20 protein-coding genes are annotated in these 20,223 nt (G+C 55.5%); 10 read left to right on the forward strand and 10 right to left on the reverse strand.

What is annotated here, in order from left to right; translation table 11 throughout:
- Window positions 1-184 precede the first annotated feature (184 nt).
- From ilvD to SYN7336_RS02665, 4 genes are all read left to right on the forward strand, one after another.
- Window positions 185-1,873 (forward strand): dihydroxy-acid dehydratase, encoded by a 1,689-nt coding sequence (gene ilvD, locus SYN7336_RS02650; protein WP_026100631.1) that lies wholly within the window; start codon window positions 185-187, stop codon window positions 1,871-1,873.
- Between the two features lie 128 nt (window positions 1,874-2,001).
- Entirely contained in the window at window positions 2,002-2,181 is a 180-nt protein-coding gene (locus SYN7336_RS02655; RefSeq protein ID WP_017324370.1) for a hypothetical protein, read from the forward strand.
- Between the two features lie 137 nt (window positions 2,182-2,318).
- On the forward strand, window positions 2,319-4,589 hold the full coding sequence (locus SYN7336_RS02660) for an ATP-dependent helicase (RefSeq protein WP_017324371.1): 2,271 nt from the start codon (window positions 2,319-2,321) through the stop codon (window positions 4,587-4,589).
- A gap of 41 nt (window positions 4,590-4,630) precedes the next feature.
- Window positions 4,631-4,948: a nucleotidyltransferase family protein gene (locus SYN7336_RS02665; RefSeq protein WP_017324372.1), complete on the forward strand. Its 318-nt coding sequence runs from the start codon at window positions 4,631-4,633 to the stop codon at window positions 4,946-4,948.
- A gap of 291 nt (window positions 4,949-5,239) precedes the next feature.
- On the opposite strand, the gene SYN7336_RS02670 is transcribed toward SYN7336_RS02665, so the two are convergent.
- Both SYN7336_RS02670 and SYN7336_RS24120 read right to left on the reverse strand, forming a co-directional pair.
- On the reverse strand, window positions 5,240-6,472 hold the full coding sequence (locus SYN7336_RS02670; protein ID WP_017324373.1) for an HhoA/HhoB/HtrA family serine endopeptidase: 1,233 nt from the start codon (window positions 6,470-6,472) through the stop codon (window positions 5,240-5,242).
- A 224-nt stretch (window positions 6,473-6,696) separates the two neighbouring features.
- A complete protein-coding gene (locus tag SYN7336_RS24120) occupies window positions 6,697-7,188 on the reverse strand; it encodes an Hsp20/alpha crystallin family protein (protein WP_051039720.1) in 492 nt (163 codons plus the stop codon).
- Window positions 7,189-7,610: 422 nt separating this feature from the next.
- Between SYN7336_RS24120 and SYN7336_RS02680 the strand changes: the two genes are divergently transcribed.
- Window positions 7,611-7,976, forward strand: coding sequence for an iron-sulfur cluster assembly accessory protein (locus tag SYN7336_RS02680; RefSeq protein ID WP_017324375.1), 366 nt, complete (start codon window positions 7,611-7,613; stop codon window positions 7,974-7,976).
- A 100-nt stretch (window positions 7,977-8,076) separates the two neighbouring features.
- Here the strand turns inward: SYN7336_RS02680 and SYN7336_RS02685 are convergent, their stop codons facing one another.
- Window positions 8,077-8,925, reverse strand: coding sequence for a TPM domain-containing protein (locus tag SYN7336_RS02685; RefSeq protein ID WP_017324376.1), 849 nt, complete (start codon window positions 8,923-8,925; stop codon window positions 8,077-8,079).
- Between the two features lie 201 nt (window positions 8,926-9,126).
- Here SYN7336_RS02685 and SYN7336_RS02690 point away from each other — a divergent pair, with 201 nt between their 5' ends.
- From SYN7336_RS02690 to mreD, 4 genes are all read left to right on the forward strand, one after another.
- Window positions 9,127-9,585: a VOC family protein gene (locus tag SYN7336_RS02690; protein WP_017324377.1), complete on the forward strand. Its 459-nt coding sequence runs from the start codon at window positions 9,127-9,129 to the stop codon at window positions 9,583-9,585.
- A 312-nt stretch (window positions 9,586-9,897) separates the two neighbouring features.
- Window positions 9,898-10,926: a rod shape-determining protein gene (locus tag SYN7336_RS02695; RefSeq protein ID WP_026100633.1), complete on the forward strand. Its 1,029-nt coding sequence runs from the start codon at window positions 9,898-9,900 to the stop codon at window positions 10,924-10,926.
- A 201-nt stretch (window positions 10,927-11,127) separates the two neighbouring features.
- A complete protein-coding gene (mreC, locus tag SYN7336_RS02700; RefSeq protein WP_038025692.1) occupies window positions 11,128-11,898 on the forward strand; it encodes a rod shape-determining protein MreC in 771 nt (256 codons plus the stop codon).
- On the forward strand, window positions 11,870-12,466 hold the full coding sequence (gene mreD / locus SYN7336_RS24125; RefSeq protein WP_017324380.1) for a rod shape-determining protein MreD: 597 nt from the start codon (window positions 11,870-11,872) through the stop codon (window positions 12,464-12,466). The genes mreC and mreD overlap by 29 nt, the downstream gene beginning before the upstream one ends.
- 73 nt (window positions 12,467-12,539) lie before the next feature.
- Here the strand turns inward: mreD and SYN7336_RS30420 are convergent, their stop codons facing one another.
- The 7 genes from SYN7336_RS30420 to SYN7336_RS02745 all read right to left on the reverse strand — a co-directional run bounded on the left by SYN7336_RS30420 (window position 12,540) and on the right by SYN7336_RS02745 (window position 18,626).
- On the reverse strand, window positions 12,540-12,797 hold the full coding sequence (locus SYN7336_RS30420) for a hypothetical protein (RefSeq protein WP_017324381.1): 258 nt from the start codon (window positions 12,795-12,797) through the stop codon (window positions 12,540-12,542).
- A 415-nt stretch (window positions 12,798-13,212) separates the two neighbouring features.
- Window positions 13,213-13,758: a peptidylprolyl isomerase gene (locus SYN7336_RS24130; protein ID WP_017324383.1), complete on the reverse strand. Its 546-nt coding sequence runs from the start codon at window positions 13,756-13,758 to the stop codon at window positions 13,213-13,215.
- 99 nt (window positions 13,759-13,857) lie between these two features.
- Window positions 13,858-14,121: a sulfiredoxin gene (locus tag SYN7336_RS02725; RefSeq protein ID WP_026100635.1), complete on the reverse strand. Its 264-nt coding sequence runs from the start codon at window positions 14,119-14,121 to the stop codon at window positions 13,858-13,860.
- 92 nt (window positions 14,122-14,213) lie between these two features.
- Window positions 14,214-14,813 (reverse strand): precorrin-6Y C5,15-methyltransferase subunit CbiT, encoded by a 600-nt coding sequence (gene cbiT, locus SYN7336_RS02730; protein WP_017324385.1) that lies wholly within the window; start codon window positions 14,811-14,813, stop codon window positions 14,214-14,216.
- 52 nt (window positions 14,814-14,865) lie between these two features.
- Window positions 14,866-15,564 carry a DNA repair protein RadC gene (gene radC / locus SYN7336_RS02735; protein WP_017324386.1) on the reverse strand — a complete coding sequence of 233 codons (699 nt, stop codon included), beginning with the start codon at window positions 15,562-15,564 and terminating at the stop codon, window positions 14,866-14,868.
- 60 nt (window positions 15,565-15,624) lie between these two features.
- Window positions 15,625-16,170, reverse strand: coding sequence for a photosystem II reaction center PsbP (gene psbP / locus SYN7336_RS02740; protein ID WP_017324387.1), 546 nt, complete (start codon window positions 16,168-16,170; stop codon window positions 15,625-15,627).
- Window positions 16,171-16,364: 194 nt separating this feature from the next.
- A complete protein-coding gene (locus tag SYN7336_RS02745) occupies window positions 16,365-18,626 on the reverse strand; it encodes a bifunctional (p)ppGpp synthetase/guanosine-3',5'-bis(diphosphate) 3'-pyrophosphohydrolase (protein ID WP_017324388.1) in 2,262 nt (753 codons plus the stop codon).
- A gap of 386 nt (window positions 18,627-19,012) precedes the next feature.
- Here SYN7336_RS02745 and SYN7336_RS02755 point away from each other — a divergent pair, with 386 nt between their 5' ends.
- A complete protein-coding gene (locus SYN7336_RS02755; protein ID WP_017324390.1) occupies window positions 19,013-20,182 on the forward strand; it encodes a DegT/DnrJ/EryC1/StrS aminotransferase family protein in 1,170 nt (389 codons plus the stop codon).
- The last annotated feature ends 41 nt before the right edge of the window (window positions 20,183-20,223 follow it).

Genomic DNA, 20,223 nt, shown 5'->3' on the forward strand with positions numbered 1-20,223 from the left:
TTAAGACGCCCCGATACACCTATTCATCATGGCAGATGGATTGTGCTGCAATCTGCTGGCCCAAGGGAGAGATTGGTGGCACCGACAGGGACAACATGATAAACCTAAGGTCGATGCAATACGTTTGGTCTTGCCCGACGGATGCGATCGCCCTCCAAAATTTGTCTCGATTGAGCCCACACCGATGCCTGAAAACCGCAAAAGTCGTGCCATCACCGAAGGAGTTCAGCGCTCCCCCAACCGCGCCATGCTGCGTGCTGTGGGATTTGGCGACAAGGATTTCGTCAAGCCAATTGTGGGCTTGGCTAACGGTCACAGCACCATTACCCCTTGCAATATGGGTATTGGCAAGCTGGCGGAGCGGGCAGAAAGCGGCTTCAAACAGGCGGGGGCCATGCCCCAAATGTTCGGCACCATCACCATTAGTGACGGCATCTCGATGGGCACTGAAGGGATGAAATACTCCTTGGTGTCTCGCGAAGTGATTGCCGATTCGATCGAAACGGTCTGTGGCGGTCAGAGTTTAGATGGGGTGTTGGCGATCGGCGGTTGCGACAAGAATATGCCGGGGGCCACGATCGCGATCGCCCGCCTCAATATTCCGGCCATTTTTGTCTACGGCGGCACCATTAAACCCGGTCATTTAGACGGTCGCGACCTCACGGTGGTCAGCTCCTTCGAAGCGGTGGGCGAGTTCAGCGCAGGCAAAATTAGCGAAGAAGAATTGATGAATGTGGAGCGCAACGCCTGCCCTGGCGCTGGCTCCTGTGGCGGCATGTATACCGCCAATACCATGTCTTCGGCGATCGAAGCAATGGGACTGAGCTTGCCCTACTCTTCCACAATGGCGGCGGAAGACGAGGAGAAAGCAGAGAGTGCCGAGAAGTCCGCCTTCGTGCTAGTGGAAGCGATTCGCAAGCAAATTTTACCCAGCCATATTTTGACCCGCAAGGGGTTTGAAAATGCGATCGCCGCGATTATGGCGGTGGGGGGTTCCACAAATTCTGTCTTGCACCTGTTGGCGATCGCCCATGCGATCGGGGTCGAACTCAGCCTGGACGATTTCGAAACGATTCGCGAACGGGTTCCGGTACTCTGCGATCTCAAACCCTCGGGTCGCTATGTAGCCACCGACTTGCACAAAGCAGGCGGCATCCCGCAGGTGATGAAGATGTTGTTGGATCGGGGTTTGCTCCACGGCGATGCCCTCACCGTTTCGGGACAAACCATTGCTGAAGTGCTGGCTGACGTGCCTGCCGCACCGTCCCCCGACCAAGATGTGATTCGTCAGTGGGATAACCCTATGTACCGTCAGGGTCACCTGGCCATTTTGAAAGGGAACCTTGCGGTTGAAGGGGCCGTTGCCAAGATCTCGGGTGTGAAGAATCCCAAGATTACCGGTCCGGCACGGGTGTTCGAGTCTGAAGAGGACTGCCTCAGCGCCATTCTGGATGGCAAGGTTGTGGCTGGCGATGTCGTCGTGGTGCGCTACGAAGGACCGGTGGGCGGTCCCGGTATGCGGGAGATGCTGGCTCCTACGTCTGCAATTATTGGGGCTGGGCTGGGGGATTCGGTTGGCTTGATTACGGACGGTCGGTTCTCGGGCGGTACCTATGGAATGGTGGTGGGTCACGTTGCGCCGGAAGCAGCAGTGGGGGGCACGATCGCCTTGGTGAAAGAAGGAGACAGCATTACGATCGATGCCGAACAGCGGTTGTTACAACTGAATGTGCCGGAGGAGGAATTAGCCCAACGTCGCGCTGCTTGGCAGCCTCCTCAGCCCCGCTATCAGAAGGGAACTCTAGCCAAGTATGCCAAGCTGGTGTCGTCGAGCAGCCTCGGTGCTGTGACGGATCTCGATTTGTTCTCGTGAAGGTTTTCAGCCCTAATAAGTAGTGCAGGGTATCGGAAACTGTCCAACTTTTTTTACAGATGTTCGCTACGGACTCTTCATATTTGTAACTTCTTAGATAGTGATTCAAAATTACAGCCCCAAACACTATGGCTCACTATCGATTTGAAATTGAAGTGAAAGACGACGATCTTCTGGGTACCGAGAGCAATCACGCGATCGCGTTAGAGGCCGATTCGGATGCGGAGGCATTTGAAAAGCTAGGCTGGATTGCCAGAGAGCGCGGCTGGAGTATGCACCAAGTGGAAGAACTGCTGGATGGGGAGTAGGTGCCCGCAGCCTAGAGGTCGGCAGGACAACTTTGCGATCGCCCTACGGCGGGATTGAGCCTGCCTGAACCGTTCGAGTCGGCTGAATTCCGCTGCAGAATAGGATAACTTGGTGACAATGTGTCGCTGAAACCACTGTGGCTGCTCCAGTTCCAGCCCCTACCCTCGATATTTCTCCCGATCGCCTCAGCGCGCTAGAGTCGATTCGATTGCGGTTGCGGCAAAAGCAACGGGTTTTAGCTGATTGGCGCGGCGGGCCACTGGCAGTGTCGGCGGTACCGGGGGCGGGCAAGTCTACGGGTATGGCTGGAGGGGCGGCGATCGCTGTGGCCGCGCACCGGCTCCATCGCGGCAAACAGCTTGTGGTGGTGACCTTTACGCGCTCGGCAGCCGCCCAAATCCGAGACAAAATTCGCCAGCACCTGCAGTCCCTCAAGCTCCCAATGGGGGGCTTTTCCGTCTATACCATTCACGGCTTGAGTTTGGCGATCGCCCACCAGCATCCCGATTTGTCAGGCATTGACGAAGACTTGGCGGTGCTATCGGAAGCGGAGAAAAAACGCTATCTGCGCCAAGCTGTCGATCGCTGGGTGGAACATTCCCCACAGCAATTTCAGGAACTGTTGGAGGGGGGAGGGTTTGATGGGGAAGAAAGCGAGCGCCAGCGCCGCATTACCGTCTTGCGATCGGAAGTGTTGCCAGATCTAGCCCGCACGCTGATCCCCGAAGCCAAAAGTTCGGATTCATCCCCCGACAAGCTGCTGGCGATCGCCCGAGAGCAGATACCGCCCCCCGCAGTGCCGGAAGGAGAGGAATGGGTTTTACCCCAATACCCAGTCTTGGAGATTGCGGCGGAACTCTATCGCGAATACGAACGGATTCGCAAGCAGAATAACCGGATTGACTATGACGATATGACGCGGGCGGCTCTGCGGGTGTTGGAGAATCAGACGGTGCTAGAACAGTGGCAGCGGCAGGTGTTTGCAGTCTTTGAAGACGAAGCCCAAGACTCCAGCGTGCAGCAGCAGCGACTGCTGGAACTGCTGGCTCGCGATCCTGCTACGGGCCAATTGAATTTTGTGCGGGTGGGGGATTCCAATCAGGCGATCAACTCCACTTTTACCCCCGCCGATCCCTATTTTTTCCGCCAGTTTTGCGATCGCTGTCGTTCCGAAAACAATTTCTCCAAAATGACCGAAGCCGGTCGCAGCAATATCGCCATTATTGAGGCAGCCAATCAACTGCACCGCCGAGCGAATGAATTCAGGCAATGGGGCAGCAGTATTCCGTTTCGCATTCAAGACATTCACCCCGCCCCCATCGGCGATCCGCAGCCGGATGCCAATCCCGACGGACCGGGGGTAGAGCTGTGCTTTCCCGAGACGATTCAAGCAACAGCCCAACAGATTGGCGATCGCGTCGCGCAACTGCTGGCAGCTAACCCCAAGCGCAACGCTGCCGTTTTAGTGCGCTACAAATCCCAGGTGCAATTTCTCTACAAACAGCTCAAAGACAGGGCCAAAGAGGCCGGATTTCAACTGTACGATGCCGGACAGTCGGGCAGGCGATCGCAGGTTCCTGTGGAGTTACTGGCGATCGTCCAATTCCTCAGCCGCCCCCATTCCCCCCAATACCTGCGCAGTGCCCTCGATACTTTACGCGGCCGCAACATTATCCCCAAACTCAACTACAGCCGCCTTGCCAGCATCCCCGAACAATTTTTGTATCCCGGTCCTCTCGCCCCCGAGCTAGAGCCTGCCGAACAATCTGTCCAAAAACTTTGCACCAGCTTGCTCAAAGCCAGTTTGGAATTAACCCCTCCTGCGCTACTCACTTTCCTGGCGCTGACTCTGCGTTACGATGCCAATGAATTGGCTACTGCCGATAAGTTAAGCGATCGCGTTGCCCGTCAAGTCGGTGCTGCCGCCTCCCTCCGCAGTGCCGTCGAAGCTCTGACCGAAATCGTCGCCGACGCCGACTTTTCCCCCCTCGAAGCCGATGCCGATTCCATCTTCACTCGCCCCAACCAACTCACCCTCATGACCCTGCACAAGGCTAAAGGTCTAGATTGGGACTACGTCTTTTTGCCCTTCCTGCACGAGCGCACCTTTCCCGGCGATGCCAAACCGTTTGTGCCCCAAGGCCACCGGTTTATCGGCGAATTCAATCTGACGGATGTCACCCGAGCCCAACTGCGGGCTCACTTGCACAAACAACCGATTCCCGATTTGTTGTCTGCTCAGCAACAGGCCCATCAACTCAAAGGGGCAGAAGAGTTGCGACTGCTTTACGTCGGTATGACTCGCGCCAAACGGTTGCTGTGGATGAGCGCTGCTCTAGAAGCTCCGTTTACCTGGTCGAACCTCAGCAATGTATCGCCACTGCCGCCCTCGCCACTATTGCAATAACGGTCTTCATGTATGTTGAATGGATGGTTGAGCGATCGCACATGAAAATCCTGCCGATCCAGTTGCCAAGAGAAAAAATTCACGAATTTTGCCAGCGTTGGCAGGTGCAAGAGCTGGATTTGTTTGGCTCGGTTCTGCGAGAGGATTTTCGGCCCGATAGCGATGTCGATGTACTCGTAGAGTTTCAGCCAGAGGCCCGCCGCAATCTCCTAGACCTAGTGCAAATGGAACAGGAACTAGCTGAGATGTTCGGTCGAGAGGTGGACCTCCTCTCGAAGTCCGCAATTGAAAAGAGCCCTAACTGGCTTCGCCGGCAAGCGATTTTGAGCACAGCAGAACCGGTGTATGTTGCGGGATAGTTCAGCTCTTCTCGACATTGCCAGGGCGGCACGATTGATTGTCGAAACTTTTTGAAATCTATCGAGTCTCTGTTACCTCAGCTCTAGAGTGGGTCGCGTCTATCGGTATGTTTCAACACGCCAGTTCGATAAGTATCTGCCCCCTATCTTCTAACCCCCCTCGCAAAGCGTGGCGTCAGCCGTAACTTTGGAGACAGAGAAACAAAGTCCAGCAAGGAATCGCGGCTGTTTCTCCCCTCTCCCTAGGGAGAGGGGTCGGGGGTGAGGGACAGACGTTTGTCGAACTGACATTCACGAGTTTCGGGCAACTGGATACGCTCCCGTTTGGATGTTGATTTGCTGAGTTCGACCGTTGCGATCGAGTTCCAGCCTCAAAGTACTCCCTACAGATGTGTTGAAAACTTTCTGCTGAACTTGCTCGGCATTCGTCACGGTCTCGCCATCGATTTGGACGATAATATCGCCAGCCCTCAGCCCCGCCCGCTCGGCAGGAGAGTCAGGCACCACACGCCGCACTAAAATACCCTCTTCTCGCTCGACAAAGAACCCGCTGTTGGGATCGGAGTTGAGCTGTTCGCGCACTGTGGCGGTGAGGGCAATCATTTCAATTCCGAGATAGGGATGCTCGACAGTTCCCGATGCTTCCAGTTGGCGAGCGATCGCCGCCGCCGTATTAATAGGTATGGCAAAGCCAACCCCCGACGCCCCGCGAATAATCGCCGTATTGACCCCGATAACGTTGCCGCTGGCATCGAGCAGCGGCCCGCCCGAGTTACCGGGATTGATCGCGGTATCGGTTTGGATAAAGTTCACCCGCTTATCGGGAATACCCACTTCTCTGGGGGAACGGCTCACGGCACTGACGATCCCCGCTGTGACGGTGCTGTCTAATCCCAGCGGGTTGCCAATGGCGATTGCCCATTCGCCCACCTGCACGCGATCGGAATCCCCTAGCGCAACAGTGGGAAGATCCTCTGCCTCAATTTGTACCAAGGCAATATCGGTCACGGGGTCGCTGCCGATCACTCGACCCGTAAAGGTGCGACCGTCCTGCAGGCGGACCTCCACTTCAGCGGCACGATCGACCACGTGAGCGTTAGTCACAATCTTGCCGTCACTGCTAATGATAAATCCAGACCCCGTGCCCTGTTGGCGGTATTCCCGACGCAGCTCGGGCAAATTGCCAAAGAATCGACGCAAATAGGGATCGCTGAAGAGGGGGTTGCCAAATGGAGATGCTACTGAAGTCTCAATCACCTTCGTGGCATCAATTCGCACGACAGCAGGCCCGACAGCCCGAACGACATCGGAGATGAAACTGAGGCTGCGATCGCTAGAGAGCGGCGCAGCAGCAATTGCTGGTTCGCTATCGGCAACTGCTGGCGAGGCGGCTACTCCTGACAGCCCATCGCTCCCCTCAGAGCTATCCGAAATCTGACCTGAGGCCAAGATACCGCTTCCCAGCCCCATGCCAAACAGCAAGAGTGCCAGAGTTAACTGTCGAACTCGAGGATTGACGTTCATTTTCATACATCAGGAATCACGAGTGGTCAAAATTGAAGTGCAACCCCACAGACAACAACGTGGTTGACTTCATTTAACCCGCTACACTCCTGCATTTTAAAATGGCCCAAATTCTTGGAATCTATTCGCAGAGATAGTGCAGTTCGGGAAGTTAGAAATAGATTTGAAACTCGACAGTTTTCTTCAAGCGATCGCGAGATCGGCGATCCCGCGATCGCCGAGCGTTAGGCAGAGAGCTCTGCAGTTGTTTCAGAATCTGCTCCCATCTGACTCGCATTGCCTTGACCATTCTCGATCGCAACCTTAATCGTGCGAGCGACATCTTCCTTCGGTAAAGTCACACTCAACAAGCCATCCAGATGACGAGCCGAGACTGCCTCAGTTTTAATCGAGCGCGCGAATTTCCAACTGCGCTTGAATTGACCGTTACTAAATTCACTGTGAAGTAATGTGGCATTCTCGAGACTTTCAAAATCAGCATGACCGCTAATGGTTAAACCTCGGGCATGTGCTTCAATATCGAGATTTTCAGCCTTTACTCCCGGCAGCATAACTCGAACAATGTAGCTTTCATTGGTTTCCCAAACTTGAGCGGGGGTCGAAAGAGTCTCTCCAGCTCGCGTTACAGAAGCGCCAGCATTGGGTTCGAACAGTCTGTCTAACTGTCGACGGATTCTGTCAGCTTCATCCATTGCATACCAAGTCAACATAGTCATCTGAACCCTCCAAAATTTGCAAGATATTGAAACTCAATAGAAGAGATAACTGAACTGAAACTAGTTGGCGCAGAAAAGCTAAACACTAGCGTTCTGCTTTTCTTTACAGTTCCCAACATAAAAGCTCGGTTCAATGGGCAAGATTGGGGAAACCGAACCCAGTCCATCTCAATTACCGATCTCGGCTAAAGCTGCGCTCAGAAATGATTTGAGCCGCAGCCTTCGTAAGGATTGTCCGAGCAAATTTCAGTTGGCTGCTCCTCGGAGTATTCCTTCCCGATCGCCTCGACATCGGCCCGTTTGGCCGCAGGCCGCCTCGTTCGTCTGGCATAGTGCTTGAAGGCTCTCCCACCGATGCCGCGACAGATACGGAATGAGAAAGTTGGTGTAGCCTGTATTTAGGAACTTATGCAAGTTGGAACATGCTCAGCATTAACCTGACAGAATCGGCCATCCGCGAAGTCAAACGAATTCGCTCCAAGTACGACGATCCGAACATGTGCTTGCGCTTGGGGGTTAAGCCCAGCGGCTGCTCGGGAATGTCTTACACGATGGGCTTTGAGTCCGATCCGAAAGAGGCTGACGAGATCTTTGATTTCGATGGCTGCAAAGTGGTTGTAGACCCCCTCAGTCTCTCCATCATTGACGGCATGACAGTTGACTTTAGCGAAGACCTGTTGGGGGGTGGCTTCCGGTTTGACAATCCAAACGCCGCCAACACTTGCGGTTGCGGCACCTCCTTCGCTGTTGGCTCGAATGCGACTGCAGCCGCTGCGACTGCGTCTTAATTCCCACTGCCCTAACTGCCATCGGCCTCAAGTTAAACTCCGTCCGGGCTTTTAGCGATCGCCGCCGGACGGAGTTTTGTCTGCGATGAATCGCTGAAGGTTAACTTTCCTCGACTTCAGCGTCGCGACCAAACGGAGTGATGGGTAAGACATAAATCGCCAATACACTGGCTAAAAAAGCCAGCACGTTCCGAGTGATGGGCAGCCAATCCGCTGTGCGGCTGACTACGGGACCAATGCCAAAGGCTCCGAAGAGGGTCAGCCAGAGGGGGGCGAACAGCAATGCCCATTGCCAGCGAAAGATCTCGTTCTCTTTGCGGGGTTTACCGGCAAAACCACAGATCAGGCCGCCCGCAACCGACATGGCCAGCGTGAGCACCCAATGCTCGTCGGGCAGCCCCGGCACTACTCTGCAACCGCCCTCTCGAAAGCAGCCATCTAGGGCACTGACAGTGGTTTGAATGGCATCGGCATTGCCATTATCGCGCACGAAAAATTGGTTGCCGTAGCGCGATTGCAGTTCGATCCAAAAGGTGCGGGGCAACACTTCGCGGACGCGATCGCCCACATTAAAAGCCAACAAATTGCCGCCGCGCGGATTGGCCACCATCAGTACGCTCTTTTCATTCAGTCCCCAATAGTCTTTCACTTGGCGACCGGGGGATTTGTCCGCTTGAGTCAGCACCCGCAGTTTCCAGCCGGTGTCTGCTTCCAGTTGCTTGAGTTGGCGATCGAGTTTCGCTTCTTGGTTTGGAGTCAGTTGATTGGCGAGATCCAACACAGTCACTTCCGGCTGGGGAAACTCCATTTCCACCACGGGCAGCACCCTTTGAGCCCCAGCGCTGGTATTGCCCAACCAGACAGAGCCGCAGAGGAGGCAGGTCACCCCCAGCACGAGCGCACGCTCGAGAGTAGCGCGCAGGCGAGGAAGCAATGACCGGATGTACATTCTGAGCCTCAGAAGAAAATATTGCGAACTGTGTATTTAACTATAGCGATTTTTCGATCGATTCAAGTTTCGCTGGCGATCGCCCGACGGAACCCTTTCGCTGAATGTGGACTTATGGGCCACCATGAATGTGCAGTCTGCTGTTCGTCTTTCGCCTGTCAATCTTTCGCCTGTCAATGGGTCACCTATCCTCGATTTGTTATGCCAGATTCTGTCGTCTCTAGCGCGATCGCCCCCGGACACTTGCAGGGGGTTCACCACATTGCCCTGAATGTGCGCGATATCCATCTGTCCCGAGCCTTCTACGGCCAGATCTTGGGGTTAAAAGAACTGACTGGCGAAGAGATTCCCGCCACACTCCAGCAGATGGTGGAGGATGGCAAGGTCGCCAACTTCGTTACTCCCGACGGTACCGTCCTCGACCTGTTTGCGGCGCCGGATCTATCGCCCCCCGCTGCCGATCCGGCAATAGAGTTTACCCGTGCCAACCACATGGCTTTCGATATTGCCCCCGCGCAGTTCGATACCGCCGTAGCAGCGCTGCGCGATCGCGGTGTGGCGATCGCCAATGGCCCAGTCACTCGTCCCACCGGTCGAGGCATCTACTTTTACGACCCCGATGGCTTTCTGCTCGAAATTCGCTGCGATCCGGCCAATTGAATATTGTCCTATCCTCCGTTCCCGCAAACGGACTGCTCAATCCTACAAACGCCAACCCGATCCCAAACTTCCTATCCCCACCGCTGAATCTGCCGATCGCGTGCAGTACACTAGAGCGAGCTCTTTTGCATGGTGCGATCGACGTCTTGTATCGCTTTCAGTGCGACAATCCTAGTGTTTGTCATGAATGCACGCCGATCGCGATGGCGAAAACATCCAAGCACCATCCAGCGGAGTTAGGGTTCTTGACGAGATTGACCAACCGTCAACATCCGTCTAACTTGAGTGGCTGTGATGTGGGAGTGAAATACTGTGGGCCTGCTTGACCGTTTTTCCCGAGATATGGGAATCGACCTGGGAACTGCCAATACATTGGTCTTCGTGCCGGGACGGGGCATCGTTCTCCAAGAACCCTCTGTTGTAGCGATCGACCAAGACAGCAAAGTTCCCCTAACCGTAGGAGAAGACGCGAAGAAAATGTTGGGTCGCACCCCCGGCAATATCGCTGCCGTGCGTCCCCTCCGCGACGGCGTCATCGCCGACTTCGATGTCGCCGAGATGATGCTCAAACACTTTATTCATCGGGTTCACGAAGGGCGATCGCTAATTGCCCCCCGTATTGTCATCGGTATCCCCAGCGGCGTCACGGGCGTAGAACGCCGAGCCGTGATGGAAGCGGCGATTCAAGCGGGCGCGCGCGAGGTGCATTTGGTGGACGAGCCCGTAGCGGCGGCGATCGGAGCCGGACTGCCCGTCGCCGAACCCACCGGCAACATGATCGTCGATATTGGCGGCGGTACCACTGAAGTGGCCGTTCTCAGTTTGCAGGGGACCGTTCTGAGTGAATCCGTCCGCATTGCCGGTGACGAACTGACGGAATCGATTGCCCAATATCTCAAAAAAGTCCACAACCTCGTGATTGGGGAACGCACTGCCGAAGAAATTAAAATCCAAATTGGCTCTGCTTATCCGACAGAAGAAGAACTCTCCCTCGACGTACGCGGCTTACACCTGCTCTCCGGCTTGCCCCGTACCGTCACCGTCAAAAGTCCCGAAATTCGCGAAAGCATGGCCGAACCCCTGTCCGTCATCGTCGAAGCGATTAAGCGGACCTTAGAACGCACCCCCCCCGAACTGGCTGCCGATATTATCGATCGCGGCATCATGCTGGCGGGTGGCGGAGCCCTCTTGCGGGGACTCGATGCATTGATCAGCCACGAAACGGGCATCTTAGTCCATATCGCTGCCGACCCACTGAGTTGTGTGGTGTTGGGGACCGGCCAAGTGCTAGAGAACTTCAAAGGCTTGGGTCGGGTGGTCAGCAGCAGTTTCAAAGGCTAAGCTCAATTCTTTCTCAATCCCGCGCGCGCGGCGTTGGCGATCGCCAGTTGGCAAGATAGATTCCTCAGAATCTAGCTGTTAATTGCAGCTTCGCGAGGGACACCCGCAATACAGCAGTATGGCAATACAGCAGTATCAAATGTGTGGGTTGTGTGAAATTGACACCGATTGTTGGTACGCTATCCACCGATAGGGGAAGCCATGGCAATAGCGCTCGATACAATTCGCAGGTGGTGGAGCCGATTTGGCGTTCCATCAGTGCTGGCAGCGACATCGCTGGCGGCAGTGCTGGCACTGCGACAAACCCAGGGCGAAGTGTTGACAGAAACGTTTTACTGGGTGTCGGCCCCCTTTCGTCCCAAGGTCAATCTGGATGTGGCTCTGAGTACGGCTGCCAATCGAGAATTGCTGGCTCGGGTCACCGAGCTGCAGCGACAAAATCGACAATTGCGGCAATTGTTAGATATCCGAGAAGAATTGGTTGGCGAGGCAGTGCCGGCAGCCGTGGTGAGTCGCTCTGCCGACGGTTGGTGGCAGGAGATCTCCTTGGGACGCGGGGCCAATCACAATGTCAGTCCGGGGGATGTGGTCATGGCTCCCGGCGGACTGGTGGGGCGAGTGGAGCGAGTGACCCCCAACACCAGCCGCATTTTGCTGGTGAGCGACCCCACCAGTCGAGTGGGGGTAACCCTCAGCCGCACGCGGGCCATGGGGGTCTTGCGCGGACGCGGGTCGCAGTTGGCGGTGCTGGAGTTTTTCGAGCGATCGCCCGATGTTCAAATCGGCGATACTGTGGTCACGTCGGGGTTCAGCAGCCTGTATCCCGCTAGTTTAATTGTCGGTCGCATCCAGTCGGTCGATCTCGACGCGAGTCCCGCTCCCGCAGCAGTGGTAGAGCTATCTGCCCCGATTAGCCTGCTAGAGTGGGGCATCATCTATAGCTATGACCCAGCCATCGAACCCACTCTTTAATCTGCTGCTGAGTTCCCGATACAGCAATTGGGCGATTACTGCGCTATCTGCCCTGGCTTGCGCCTTGGGAGGCTGGGTGCGCTTGCCGGGGATGGTGCTGGCGGGGCTGACTCCCAACTGGACACTGATTTGGGTGGTGTGCTGGAGTGTGAACCGCCCGACGGGACAGGCGGCTCTTGCTGGGTTGATGCTGGGCTTTCTGCAAGACGCGATCTCTCAACCGCGTCCCACCCACGCGCTGGGGTTGGCGATCGTGGGCATCTTGACCGCCCGCCTGCAAAAACAAAGGGTGCTCAAAGAGGACTTTATTTCAGCAGCTCTGATTGTGTTCGGCATGGTTGCGATCGCCGAAACCCTGATGGCCCTGCAGTGGACTTTGCTTTTAGGCTGGAACGAAGACAGCGGCCAATGGGCGGCGAGAACGATCGATAGTATCTGGCTCAATCACCAAACCATTGCTTTGCGGTCTGCCATCATCAGCAGTCTGTGGGCACCCGCAGTGTATTTGCCCCTGAGTTCCTGGTGGAAACGCTTTGAGGGCGATCGACAGGAGAATCGCTCGGAGTAGGCGCGCGGGTCTACACACTAATCAATTGCCCCCAGTGCCTTCAGCGCCGACCTTTGTGCTGCACTCAAGCTCGTCACCTGCGCAATCTCCATCCCCTCGTAGGGTCGCTCGGTAGGGGATCTCGGGCGATCGCCAGCCAGTACATCACTCTTTTTTCCAGAGGCGAGAGGCGATGGAAGCATTGGTCTAGCAGTTGGCGAATGCTGTTGACCAGGGTAATATCTCGGGCGAGAAATGCGCCGATGTCGCCCTCGAACAGATCTCGGATAGTGGTGGCGACAATCTTGAGGGCGAGAGGGTTGTCGCCGTAGCGATCGCAGAGCTCGTGCAACTGCAGCGATCGATGGGCCTATCAGACTCGCAGCAGTTGCTGGGAGGCTTTGCTGCAGCGACCCACGTCAGTTCGACAAGTGTCTGGCCCCCATCCCCTAGCCCCTTCCCCCAATTCTGATGCTGCTGGCGAAATTCATATTCCGAAACATTGGCCATTTGTCTAGATGCCTGTGGCCCCCTTCCCCTAACCCCTAACCCCAACTTTGGGGGCAGGGGAACAAGGCCCCGTAAGGATTTTCGGCTGTTTCTCCCCTCTCCCAAACTTGGGAGAGGGGCCGGGGGTGAGGGCCATGCAGAGTCATCGAACTCAGGTCGACCCACCTGAAGGGATTGCACCGCCCGTGCGACCCCTTCGCAAGCGGGCAATTTGAGCGGGTTTTTCGCGACTGGTGACGATCGGAACTGCCTCGACCCTATGGCTCCAGATCGGTGCCAGCCTCAGCATTGCCGGTATTGGCGTCACTCACAATTTCTACTAATTCAACGGCAAAGGTTAAATCTTGACCGGCGAGAGGGTGATTGGCATCCAGCGTAATAGACTCGTCGGCAATCTCCAGTACCTTAGCGGGAATGGGAATGCCGCCCGGACCGTTCAGATAGACGGTCGAATCCACCTCGGGAACTTCGACCTCATCCTCATTGAGAGGGAGAGTGAGGATCAATTCGGATTGACGGTCTCCGTATCCCTCTGCGGCAGGCACCGTAAATTCTGCGGATTCTCCCACGTGCAATCCGCTGACGCCACTATCAAATCCCGGCACCACTTCGCCAGCCCCCAAGGTGAATTCCAACGGATCGCGGCCCTCAGATGAGTCTGCAATAGTCCCGTCGGCAAGAGTGAGGGTATATTCCACCCGCACCAGATCTCCCGATTGGGCCACCGTTTTAGGCAGAATAGACTGGCAGCCTGCCAGTAAGACAAACAAGAGAGCTGAAAGAAACAGGCCAAAACGACGCATTGCAATCCTCGCTAGGTGCAGAGATACTGTCTTATCCTAGGCTCTCTACGAACTTCGCGCAGGGTTGGAAGTAAACCCAACCCTTCGAGCAACTTCCCCTTAAGCCAAATGCATCGCCAACACCGCAGGCGTCGCTTTGCGAATGCGGCACGCAATCGTCTCGTGCCCTAACTTCGTGCAGGCTTCGTAGCGGTGGCAGCCCGAAAAGCCATAATATTGGCCCTCCACTTCCAGAATGTCGATGGGCTCTTGCAGGCCAATCTCGCGTATGGACTCCATCAGAGCCCGCACTTTTGATTGGTCGTTTTCGCGATGAAAAGGCCGCCGGATTTGGGCGATGGGAATGTCTTGAATGCGGGCCACAATCGATGCCTCCTGATGGAATGCCAAATAATGGAAATCAACAATTGCCCGCAGTATAACTCATACTCGTTATGAGTATGGAAAATATCCCATCAATCCATTTTTTCGCCGCTGAGGAGAAACATCGGCTCGAGGGGCACGAGTTTTTGGCTCAGCCCCTTGGTTTCCAATCGGTTAATCGCCGATTGAATGACTTCAATCTGGCGTGCCCGAACTTGTGCAAATCCTTCTGAAACTGCGTAGAGGGTTTCTAGCGAGGAGGCCACCGCTACCAATCGCCCGCCCCGATTGAGATCCCCCCAACAGTCTGCCAAGAGCTGACCGATCGCCTTTCCCCCTTCCAAACAAATGCGATCGGGGGGAGTGGAAATCTCAGCCAAGCATTCAGGGGCGTTGCCCTGCACGATCTCCACGTTGGTGACGCCAAACTTGCCGCAATTGCGCCGAATTAAGTCCACCACATCTTCGTCCCGCTCGATCGCCACAATCTGCAAGTCCGGGCACAATAGCCCCGCCTCCACCGCGATCGTTCCTGTGCCCGCGCCGATATCCCACAAACAGCCTCTGGGAGGCAGCCGCAGTTGACTGAGAAATAATACGCGCACTTCTCGCGGCGTGAGGGGGATGCCGGGGATGCGCTCGAATTCGCGATCGGGAATTCCGGGGGTGCGATAGGGCCAAGAGATCGGCATAGCAATGGGGTTAGCGCAGAACTGTATACCGAATTCTGACTTGAATTCGGTTCTAAAGCTCCCACAGGTCGGTAATTTCCCTCAAGCTGACAAACTTGCCCCCTCCCAAAATCAGGTGATCGTGCAGGGGAATGTCTAGGAACTGACTAGCTTGCAATAGCTGCTGCGTGAGTTGCCGATCTTCAGGGCTGGGCTCGAGCATACCCGAAGGATGGTTGTGGGCCACTAAAATGCTGCTGGCTCCCTGGCGGATCGCGGCTTTGAAGGTTTCGCGCGGGTGGGATAGAGTTTCAGTCGCAGTCCCTTTCGTCGCAATGTATTGGCCGAGTGGGCGGTTTTTGACATCCAGTAACAGAACGCCAAAATGTTCTTGCTCCGCCCACATCAGCTCGGCACTAAAGATTGAAGCAGCGATCGCCGGAGAATCGATCGTGGTGCGATCGCTCGGTCGCGATAAAAACACCCGCCGCCCCAACTCAATTGCCGCCAGAATCGTCGCAGCTTTGGCAGGGCCGATGCCATCCACCTGAGTCAGCTCCCCCGCTTCCACCTCCCGCAGGCGGCTGAGGGGATCGGCATCGTGATGGCTGAGGTGGGCCAGCAGCAGTTGTCCCAAACCGACTGCTGACAACTTGCCTGCCCCCTGACCGGTATTGAGCAATAGGGCCAGCAATTCGGCACTGGAAAGATGGCGGGGGCCGTGGGCCAGCAAGCGCTCGCGCGGGCGATCGCCTGCGGGAATGTCGGCCATTCTGAGGGAATAGAGGGAGGGAGAGGTATCGGAGGGTGTGAGGGGGGATTGGGTCACGCGCTAGTTTACGACCAGAGACTTACCTACCTCGTAGAATGCCCTGTTCAGGGTTTGCCAGCGACTTTCGGACGTGGAGGCGGTTAAGGTGTAGAGCTTGTTGTGGGCGATCGCAACTGTCACGACATCGTGGCGGGGCTGGCCGTTGGCATTCACCGCATATTCGAGAATGTAATAGACCCTGCCATCCCGTTCGAGGCTGCCGCCGTTGAGCAGGGTGGCTTCTCGATCGGAGCCTGCGGGGGCTAGGAGATTGGTGGCAACCCGTCGACCCACTGCTTCAATCGAGCCCAAATCTTCGATGCGCTCGGCTTTGTCATAATCGGCAACGGTCAAGCTCACCAGCTCGTCATCGTAGACCAAATCCCGAAATAGCAACGTCCTGCCCGCATCGTTACGAAGTCCCTGCACCTGCATCATGCCGTTGGGATATCCAAACGAAAATAAACCCGAGCGATCTGAAAACGTTTGCAAGGCCACGGCATTCGAACAACCCGTCAGCAGGATAACCACAGTTGCTAAAAATCCGGCGATCGCCCGTCGAAACATATTTCCACCCAGCCCCGAGGGCTTGAAATGAACGTTGAAGTTAACTGTTTGAACTTAACTTATTGTTGCATTCTGCGGTTCTATCTGACAGACACGGAGCCAGACAGGAAAAATTGGGCGGGCTTGCCGACTCAATTCCGAACCATTGCAGTGGGGCGCGCGGAGAAGGAGTGCCGATTGAGAGGGGCTTCGGACTAGCGAGAGCTGCGGATGTGGCGATCGCACTTGAGATCGATCACGTCGGAAAGTTGGCGCAAGCGAGCGATCGTGTGCTTGAGTTGGTCTTTGTGGGCCACATCGATCGAGAGGCGAATGATAGCCGGTTTGCCAGGGGTGGTTTTGACTTTGGCATTGCTGACGTTGATCTGACTGTCGGACAGGCGGGCCAGGATATCTTTGAGCACGCCCACCCGATCGATCGCTTCCACTTGCAGCTCTACGGGATAAGTGGGGGCGCGGTTGGGAAAATTGGATTCGTTCCAACTGACGGGCAAGAGGCGATCGCTATTGGTTTCAGCCACTGCAATCAGGTTGGAACAGTCCTGTCGATGAATGGCAATCCCGCGCCCAGACAAGGTTACGAGGCCGATAATGTCCTCTCCCGGTAGGGGGTTGCAGCACTTGGCAATATGGTGTGGCATCCCTTCCACCCCCCGAATTGGCTCGGTGCTGTCTTTTGCAAAGGCTTTCGCCATGGGGGAGGCGTGACGAAAACTAGGGAGTTCTGATTTGGTCTCGGCAGGGGTTTTCGTCGATTCCCGCAGCTTGTTAACGACGGAGGTAACTCCTGTTTCGCCAAAGCCCAAGCCTGCTAACAGGTCGTCTGGGCTGGAGTAGTTAAGGCGGACCGCAATCTTTTGCATGCGCTCCGATTTGAGCAGTGCATCCAAGCCCGATTTACCCAGCTCCCGCTCCAATAGATGGCGACCGCGAGTGATGTTTTCATCGCGACGCGATCGCTTGTACCACTGGCGGATGCGGTTGCGGGCGCTGGCGGTGGCGACAAAATTTACCCAATCGAGGCTGGGACTGGCGTTTTTCTGGGTAATAATCGAGACGATATCGCCGTTGCGCAACTGTCTGTCCAACGGCACCATGAGCTCGTTGACCCGCGCCCCAGCACAGTGATTGCCCACTTCGGTGTGAATGCGATAGGCGAAATCGACCGGCGTCGATCCGCGAGGCAGGGCAATCAGATCGCTTTTGGGCGTAAACACATACACTTCACTCTCGAATAGATTCTCCCGGACGGAATCCATATATTCGCGGGCATCGCTCAAATCGCTCTGCCATTCCAGCAGTTGGCGCACCCAAGCAAATTTTTCTTCATCCCCCGTGACCGTCAAGCCTCCGCCCGACTCTTTATATTTCCAATGGGCGGCAATCCCGTATTCGGCAATGCGATGCATCTCCCAAGTGCGAATTTGCACCTCTACGGGGCGGCCATTGATGCCAATTACAGCGGTGTGGAGGGATTGGTATTGATTGGGCTTGGGCAAGCCAATGTAGTCTTTAAACCGACCGGGGATGGGGCGGAAAGAGCGGTGGACGGTGGCGAGGGCCTGATAGCACTCGGTGTTGGTATTGACGATGATGCGAACCCCCGCCAAGTCGTAAATTTCGCCGAAGGTCTTTTGCTGGCGCTGCATCTTGCGGTAGATGCTGTAGAGGTGCTTGGGACGACCGTCGATCTCGAATTGCTCCAAGCCATCTTGCTTGAGGCGCTGCTGCAGGCGATCGATAAAGACTTTAATGCTGGCTTCCCGCTCGGTGCGCTTGACCGTTACATGCTGCTTCATGCCCTGATAAGCATCGGGTTCTAAATATTTAAAGGAGAGATCTTCTAACTCCCACTTAAATCGCCAAATCCCCAACCGATTGGCTAAGGGGGCGAAAATATCCTTGGTTTCTGCTGCGATCCGCTGTTGCTTTTCGGAGGGCAGGTGTTCCAACGTGCGCATGTTGTGTAGGCGATCGGCCAATTTCACCACAATGACGCGAATATCTTGAGCCATTGCCAAGAACATGCGGCGAAAGTTCTCAGCTTGCTGTTCGGTGCGGCTGGAGAAATTAAATTTGGATAGCTTTGTGACGCCATCTACGAGGTCGCGCACTTCTAAGCCGAAATGCTGCTCGATCTCGTCTAGGGAAACTTCTGTATCTTCGACGACATCGTGGAGGAACCCAGAAGCCACCATGGCCGCATCTCCCCCCAGATTCCACAGCAAGCCAGCCACTTGAATGGGATGGATAATGTAGGGCTCGCCCGATTTTCGCGTTTGGCCTTCGTGCAGATCGCGGGCGAAGCTGAAGGCACGGCAAATCAGTTGGATATCTTCGGGGCTATAGGTGCGAGAACTACTGACAATCGGACGGCCAGGTTCGATATTCCAGCACGTTTTGAGCCAGTCGGGCAATTGAATGCCTAGGGTTTCGGGCGTTGCGGTCAGGCTCATACCGGGAAACGTATTGGGATTTACATTTTAGTCTTTCTAGTGTAAGCGTAAGTTCGTACTTTTGGCGTAAATTTTGCTGCCTTTTTCAGAAATGCTTTCCGTGGTGCGAAGCCTGTAAGATATCGGCTTGGAGCAGGGGCTCGATCGCCGGCAAAATGAGAGCTCGGAACTGGGGCGAGCCACTGCAGGTTGAAATCGCATGGAGATTTCTCCCAAGATGTCACGGCTTATGCGATGGTAGCGGGTGTATTGGCGATCGCAACTGTCGATTTCCGAGCGCACTGCAATCCCGCACTCTGCATGATGGCAATTTGCCACACAATTGAGTCAGGCACCTGTATTTTTTAACACTCTGCTGTCTGTTGAAATCGAGGCGATCGAAGTCCGTGAGCGATGTAAAGATTCCCATCCTGAATCTGCAGGAGCAATATCGCAATCTCAAAGATGAGATTCAGGCAGCAGTGAATGGCGTACTCGACTCCGGCCAATTTATTCTCGGTCCCGAAGTGTCGCGCTTCGAGCAGGAGGTGGCAGAGTATTTGGGCACAAAGCACGCGATCGGCGTCAATTCGGGCACAGATGCCCTCATCATTGGCTTGCGGGCGTTGGGCATTGGCCCTGGCGACGAAGTCATTTCGACTCCATTTAGCTTCTTTGCTACTGCTGAATCCATCAGTAATGTAGGAGCTAAGCCCGTCTTTGCAGATATTGACGCAGCCACCTTTAACATCGATCCGGCGGGTATTGAAGCGAAGATCGGGCCGCGTACGAAGGCAATTATGCCCGTTCATCTGTACGGCAACCCGGCAGCGATGGCCGCCATCCTGCAACTGGCAGAAGCCCACAAGCTTAAAGTAATTGAAGACTGCGCTCAATCCTTTGGGGCTCGCTATGCCGGTGGCTGTCGGGGCTGTGACGATCGCTGCGACGATAAAATCCGCAGTGCCGTGACTGGCAAGCAAACGGGCTCGATGGGGCATGTGGGAGCCTTCTCGTTTTTCCCGACTAAAAATCTGGGAGCCTATGGCGATGCCGGATTGATTTCAACCAACGACGATGGCATTGCCGAGTTGGCGCGCAAACTGCGGGTCCACGGCGGCTTGCAACGGTATCGCAATGAAATGTTGGGCTACAACTCCCGCCTCGACAGCCTGCAAGCAGCGATTCTGCGGGTCAAGCTCAACTACATTGATGCCTGGAACCAACAGCGCCGCGCGATCGCCCAGCGATACAGCCAACTCCTCGCGGATGTTGCAGGGGTGCTGGTGCCAGCGCTAGAGGAGGGCCACGTCTTTCACCAGTACACCGTCCGAATTCTAGACGGCAAGCGGGATGCCGTACGGCAGTTCTTGTGCGAGCGCGGCATTGCCAGCATGGTGTACTATCCAATTCCGCAGGATCGACTGCCGGTCTACGAGGGGCAATATCCGGCGAATGTTACCAGCGATCGCGTTGGCAAACAGGTCCTCAGCCTGCCCATCTATCCCGAATTGAAATTTGAGCATGTTGACTGGGTGGCGATGGCGATTGCAGAGGCCATGCGATCGCTCCCCTAATCTGTTTGCAGTTGCTGTAGATGAATAGGCACTCAGATCGG

Origin of the sequence: Synechococcus sp. PCC 7336 (assembly GCF_000332275.1) — a bacterium.
Classification (GTDB): domain Bacteria; phylum Cyanobacteriota; class Cyanobacteriia; order Thermostichales; family PCC-7336; genus PCC-7336.

Bases quoted from the DNA above. Each gene is read 5' to 3' on its own strand.
- SYN7336_RS02670 (WP_017324373.1), bottom strand. From the start codon at position 6,472: ATGAACGTCAATCCTCGAGTTCGACAGTTAACTCTGGCACTCTTGCTG.
- psbP (WP_017324387.1), bottom strand. From the start codon at position 16,170: ATGTTTCGACGGGCGATCGCCGGATTTTTAGCAACTGTGGTTATCCTG.
- SYN7336_RS02685 (WP_017324376.1), bottom strand. From the start codon at position 8,925: ATGTACATCCGGTCATTGCTTCCTCGCCTGCGCGCTACTCTCGAGCGT.
- SYN7336_RS02680 (WP_017324375.1), top strand. From the start codon at position 7,611: ATGCTCAGCATTAACCTGACAGAATCGGCCATCCGCGAAGTCAAACGA.
- SYN7336_RS02655 (WP_017324370.1), top strand. From the start codon at position 2,002: ATGGCTCACTATCGATTTGAAATTGAAGTGAAAGACGACGATCTTCTG.
- cbiT (WP_017324385.1), bottom strand. From the start codon at position 14,813: ATGCCGATCTCTTGGCCCTATCGCACCCCCGGAATTCCCGATCGCGAA.
- SYN7336_RS24130 (WP_017324383.1), bottom strand. From the start codon at position 13,758: ATGCGTCGTTTTGGCCTGTTTCTTTCAGCTCTCTTGTTTGTCTTACTG.
- radC (WP_017324386.1), bottom strand. From the start codon at position 15,564: ATGGCCGACATTCCCGCAGGCGATCGCCCGCGCGAGCGCTTGCTGGCC.
- mreC (WP_038025692.1), top strand. From the start codon at position 11,128: ATGGCAATAGCGCTCGATACAATTCGCAGGTGGTGGAGCCGATTTGGC.
- SYN7336_RS02690 (WP_017324377.1), top strand. From the start codon at position 9,127: ATGCCAGATTCTGTCGTCTCTAGCGCGATCGCCCCCGGACACTTGCAG.
- ilvD (WP_026100631.1), top strand. From the start codon at position 185: ATGCCTGAAAACCGCAAAAGTCGTGCCATCACCGAAGGAGTTCAGCGC.
- SYN7336_RS02665 (WP_017324372.1), top strand. From the start codon at position 4,631: ATGAAAATCCTGCCGATCCAGTTGCCAAGAGAAAAAATTCACGAATTT.
- SYN7336_RS02745 (WP_017324388.1), bottom strand. From the start codon at position 18,626: ATGAGCCTGACCGCAACGCCCGAAACCCTAGGCATTCAATTGCCCGAC.
- mreD (WP_017324380.1), top strand. From the start codon at position 11,870: ATGACCCAGCCATCGAACCCACTCTTTAATCTGCTGCTGAGTTCCCGA.
- SYN7336_RS24120 (WP_051039720.1), bottom strand. From the start codon at position 7,188: ATGACTATGTTGACTTGGTATGCAATGGATGAAGCTGACAGAATCCGT.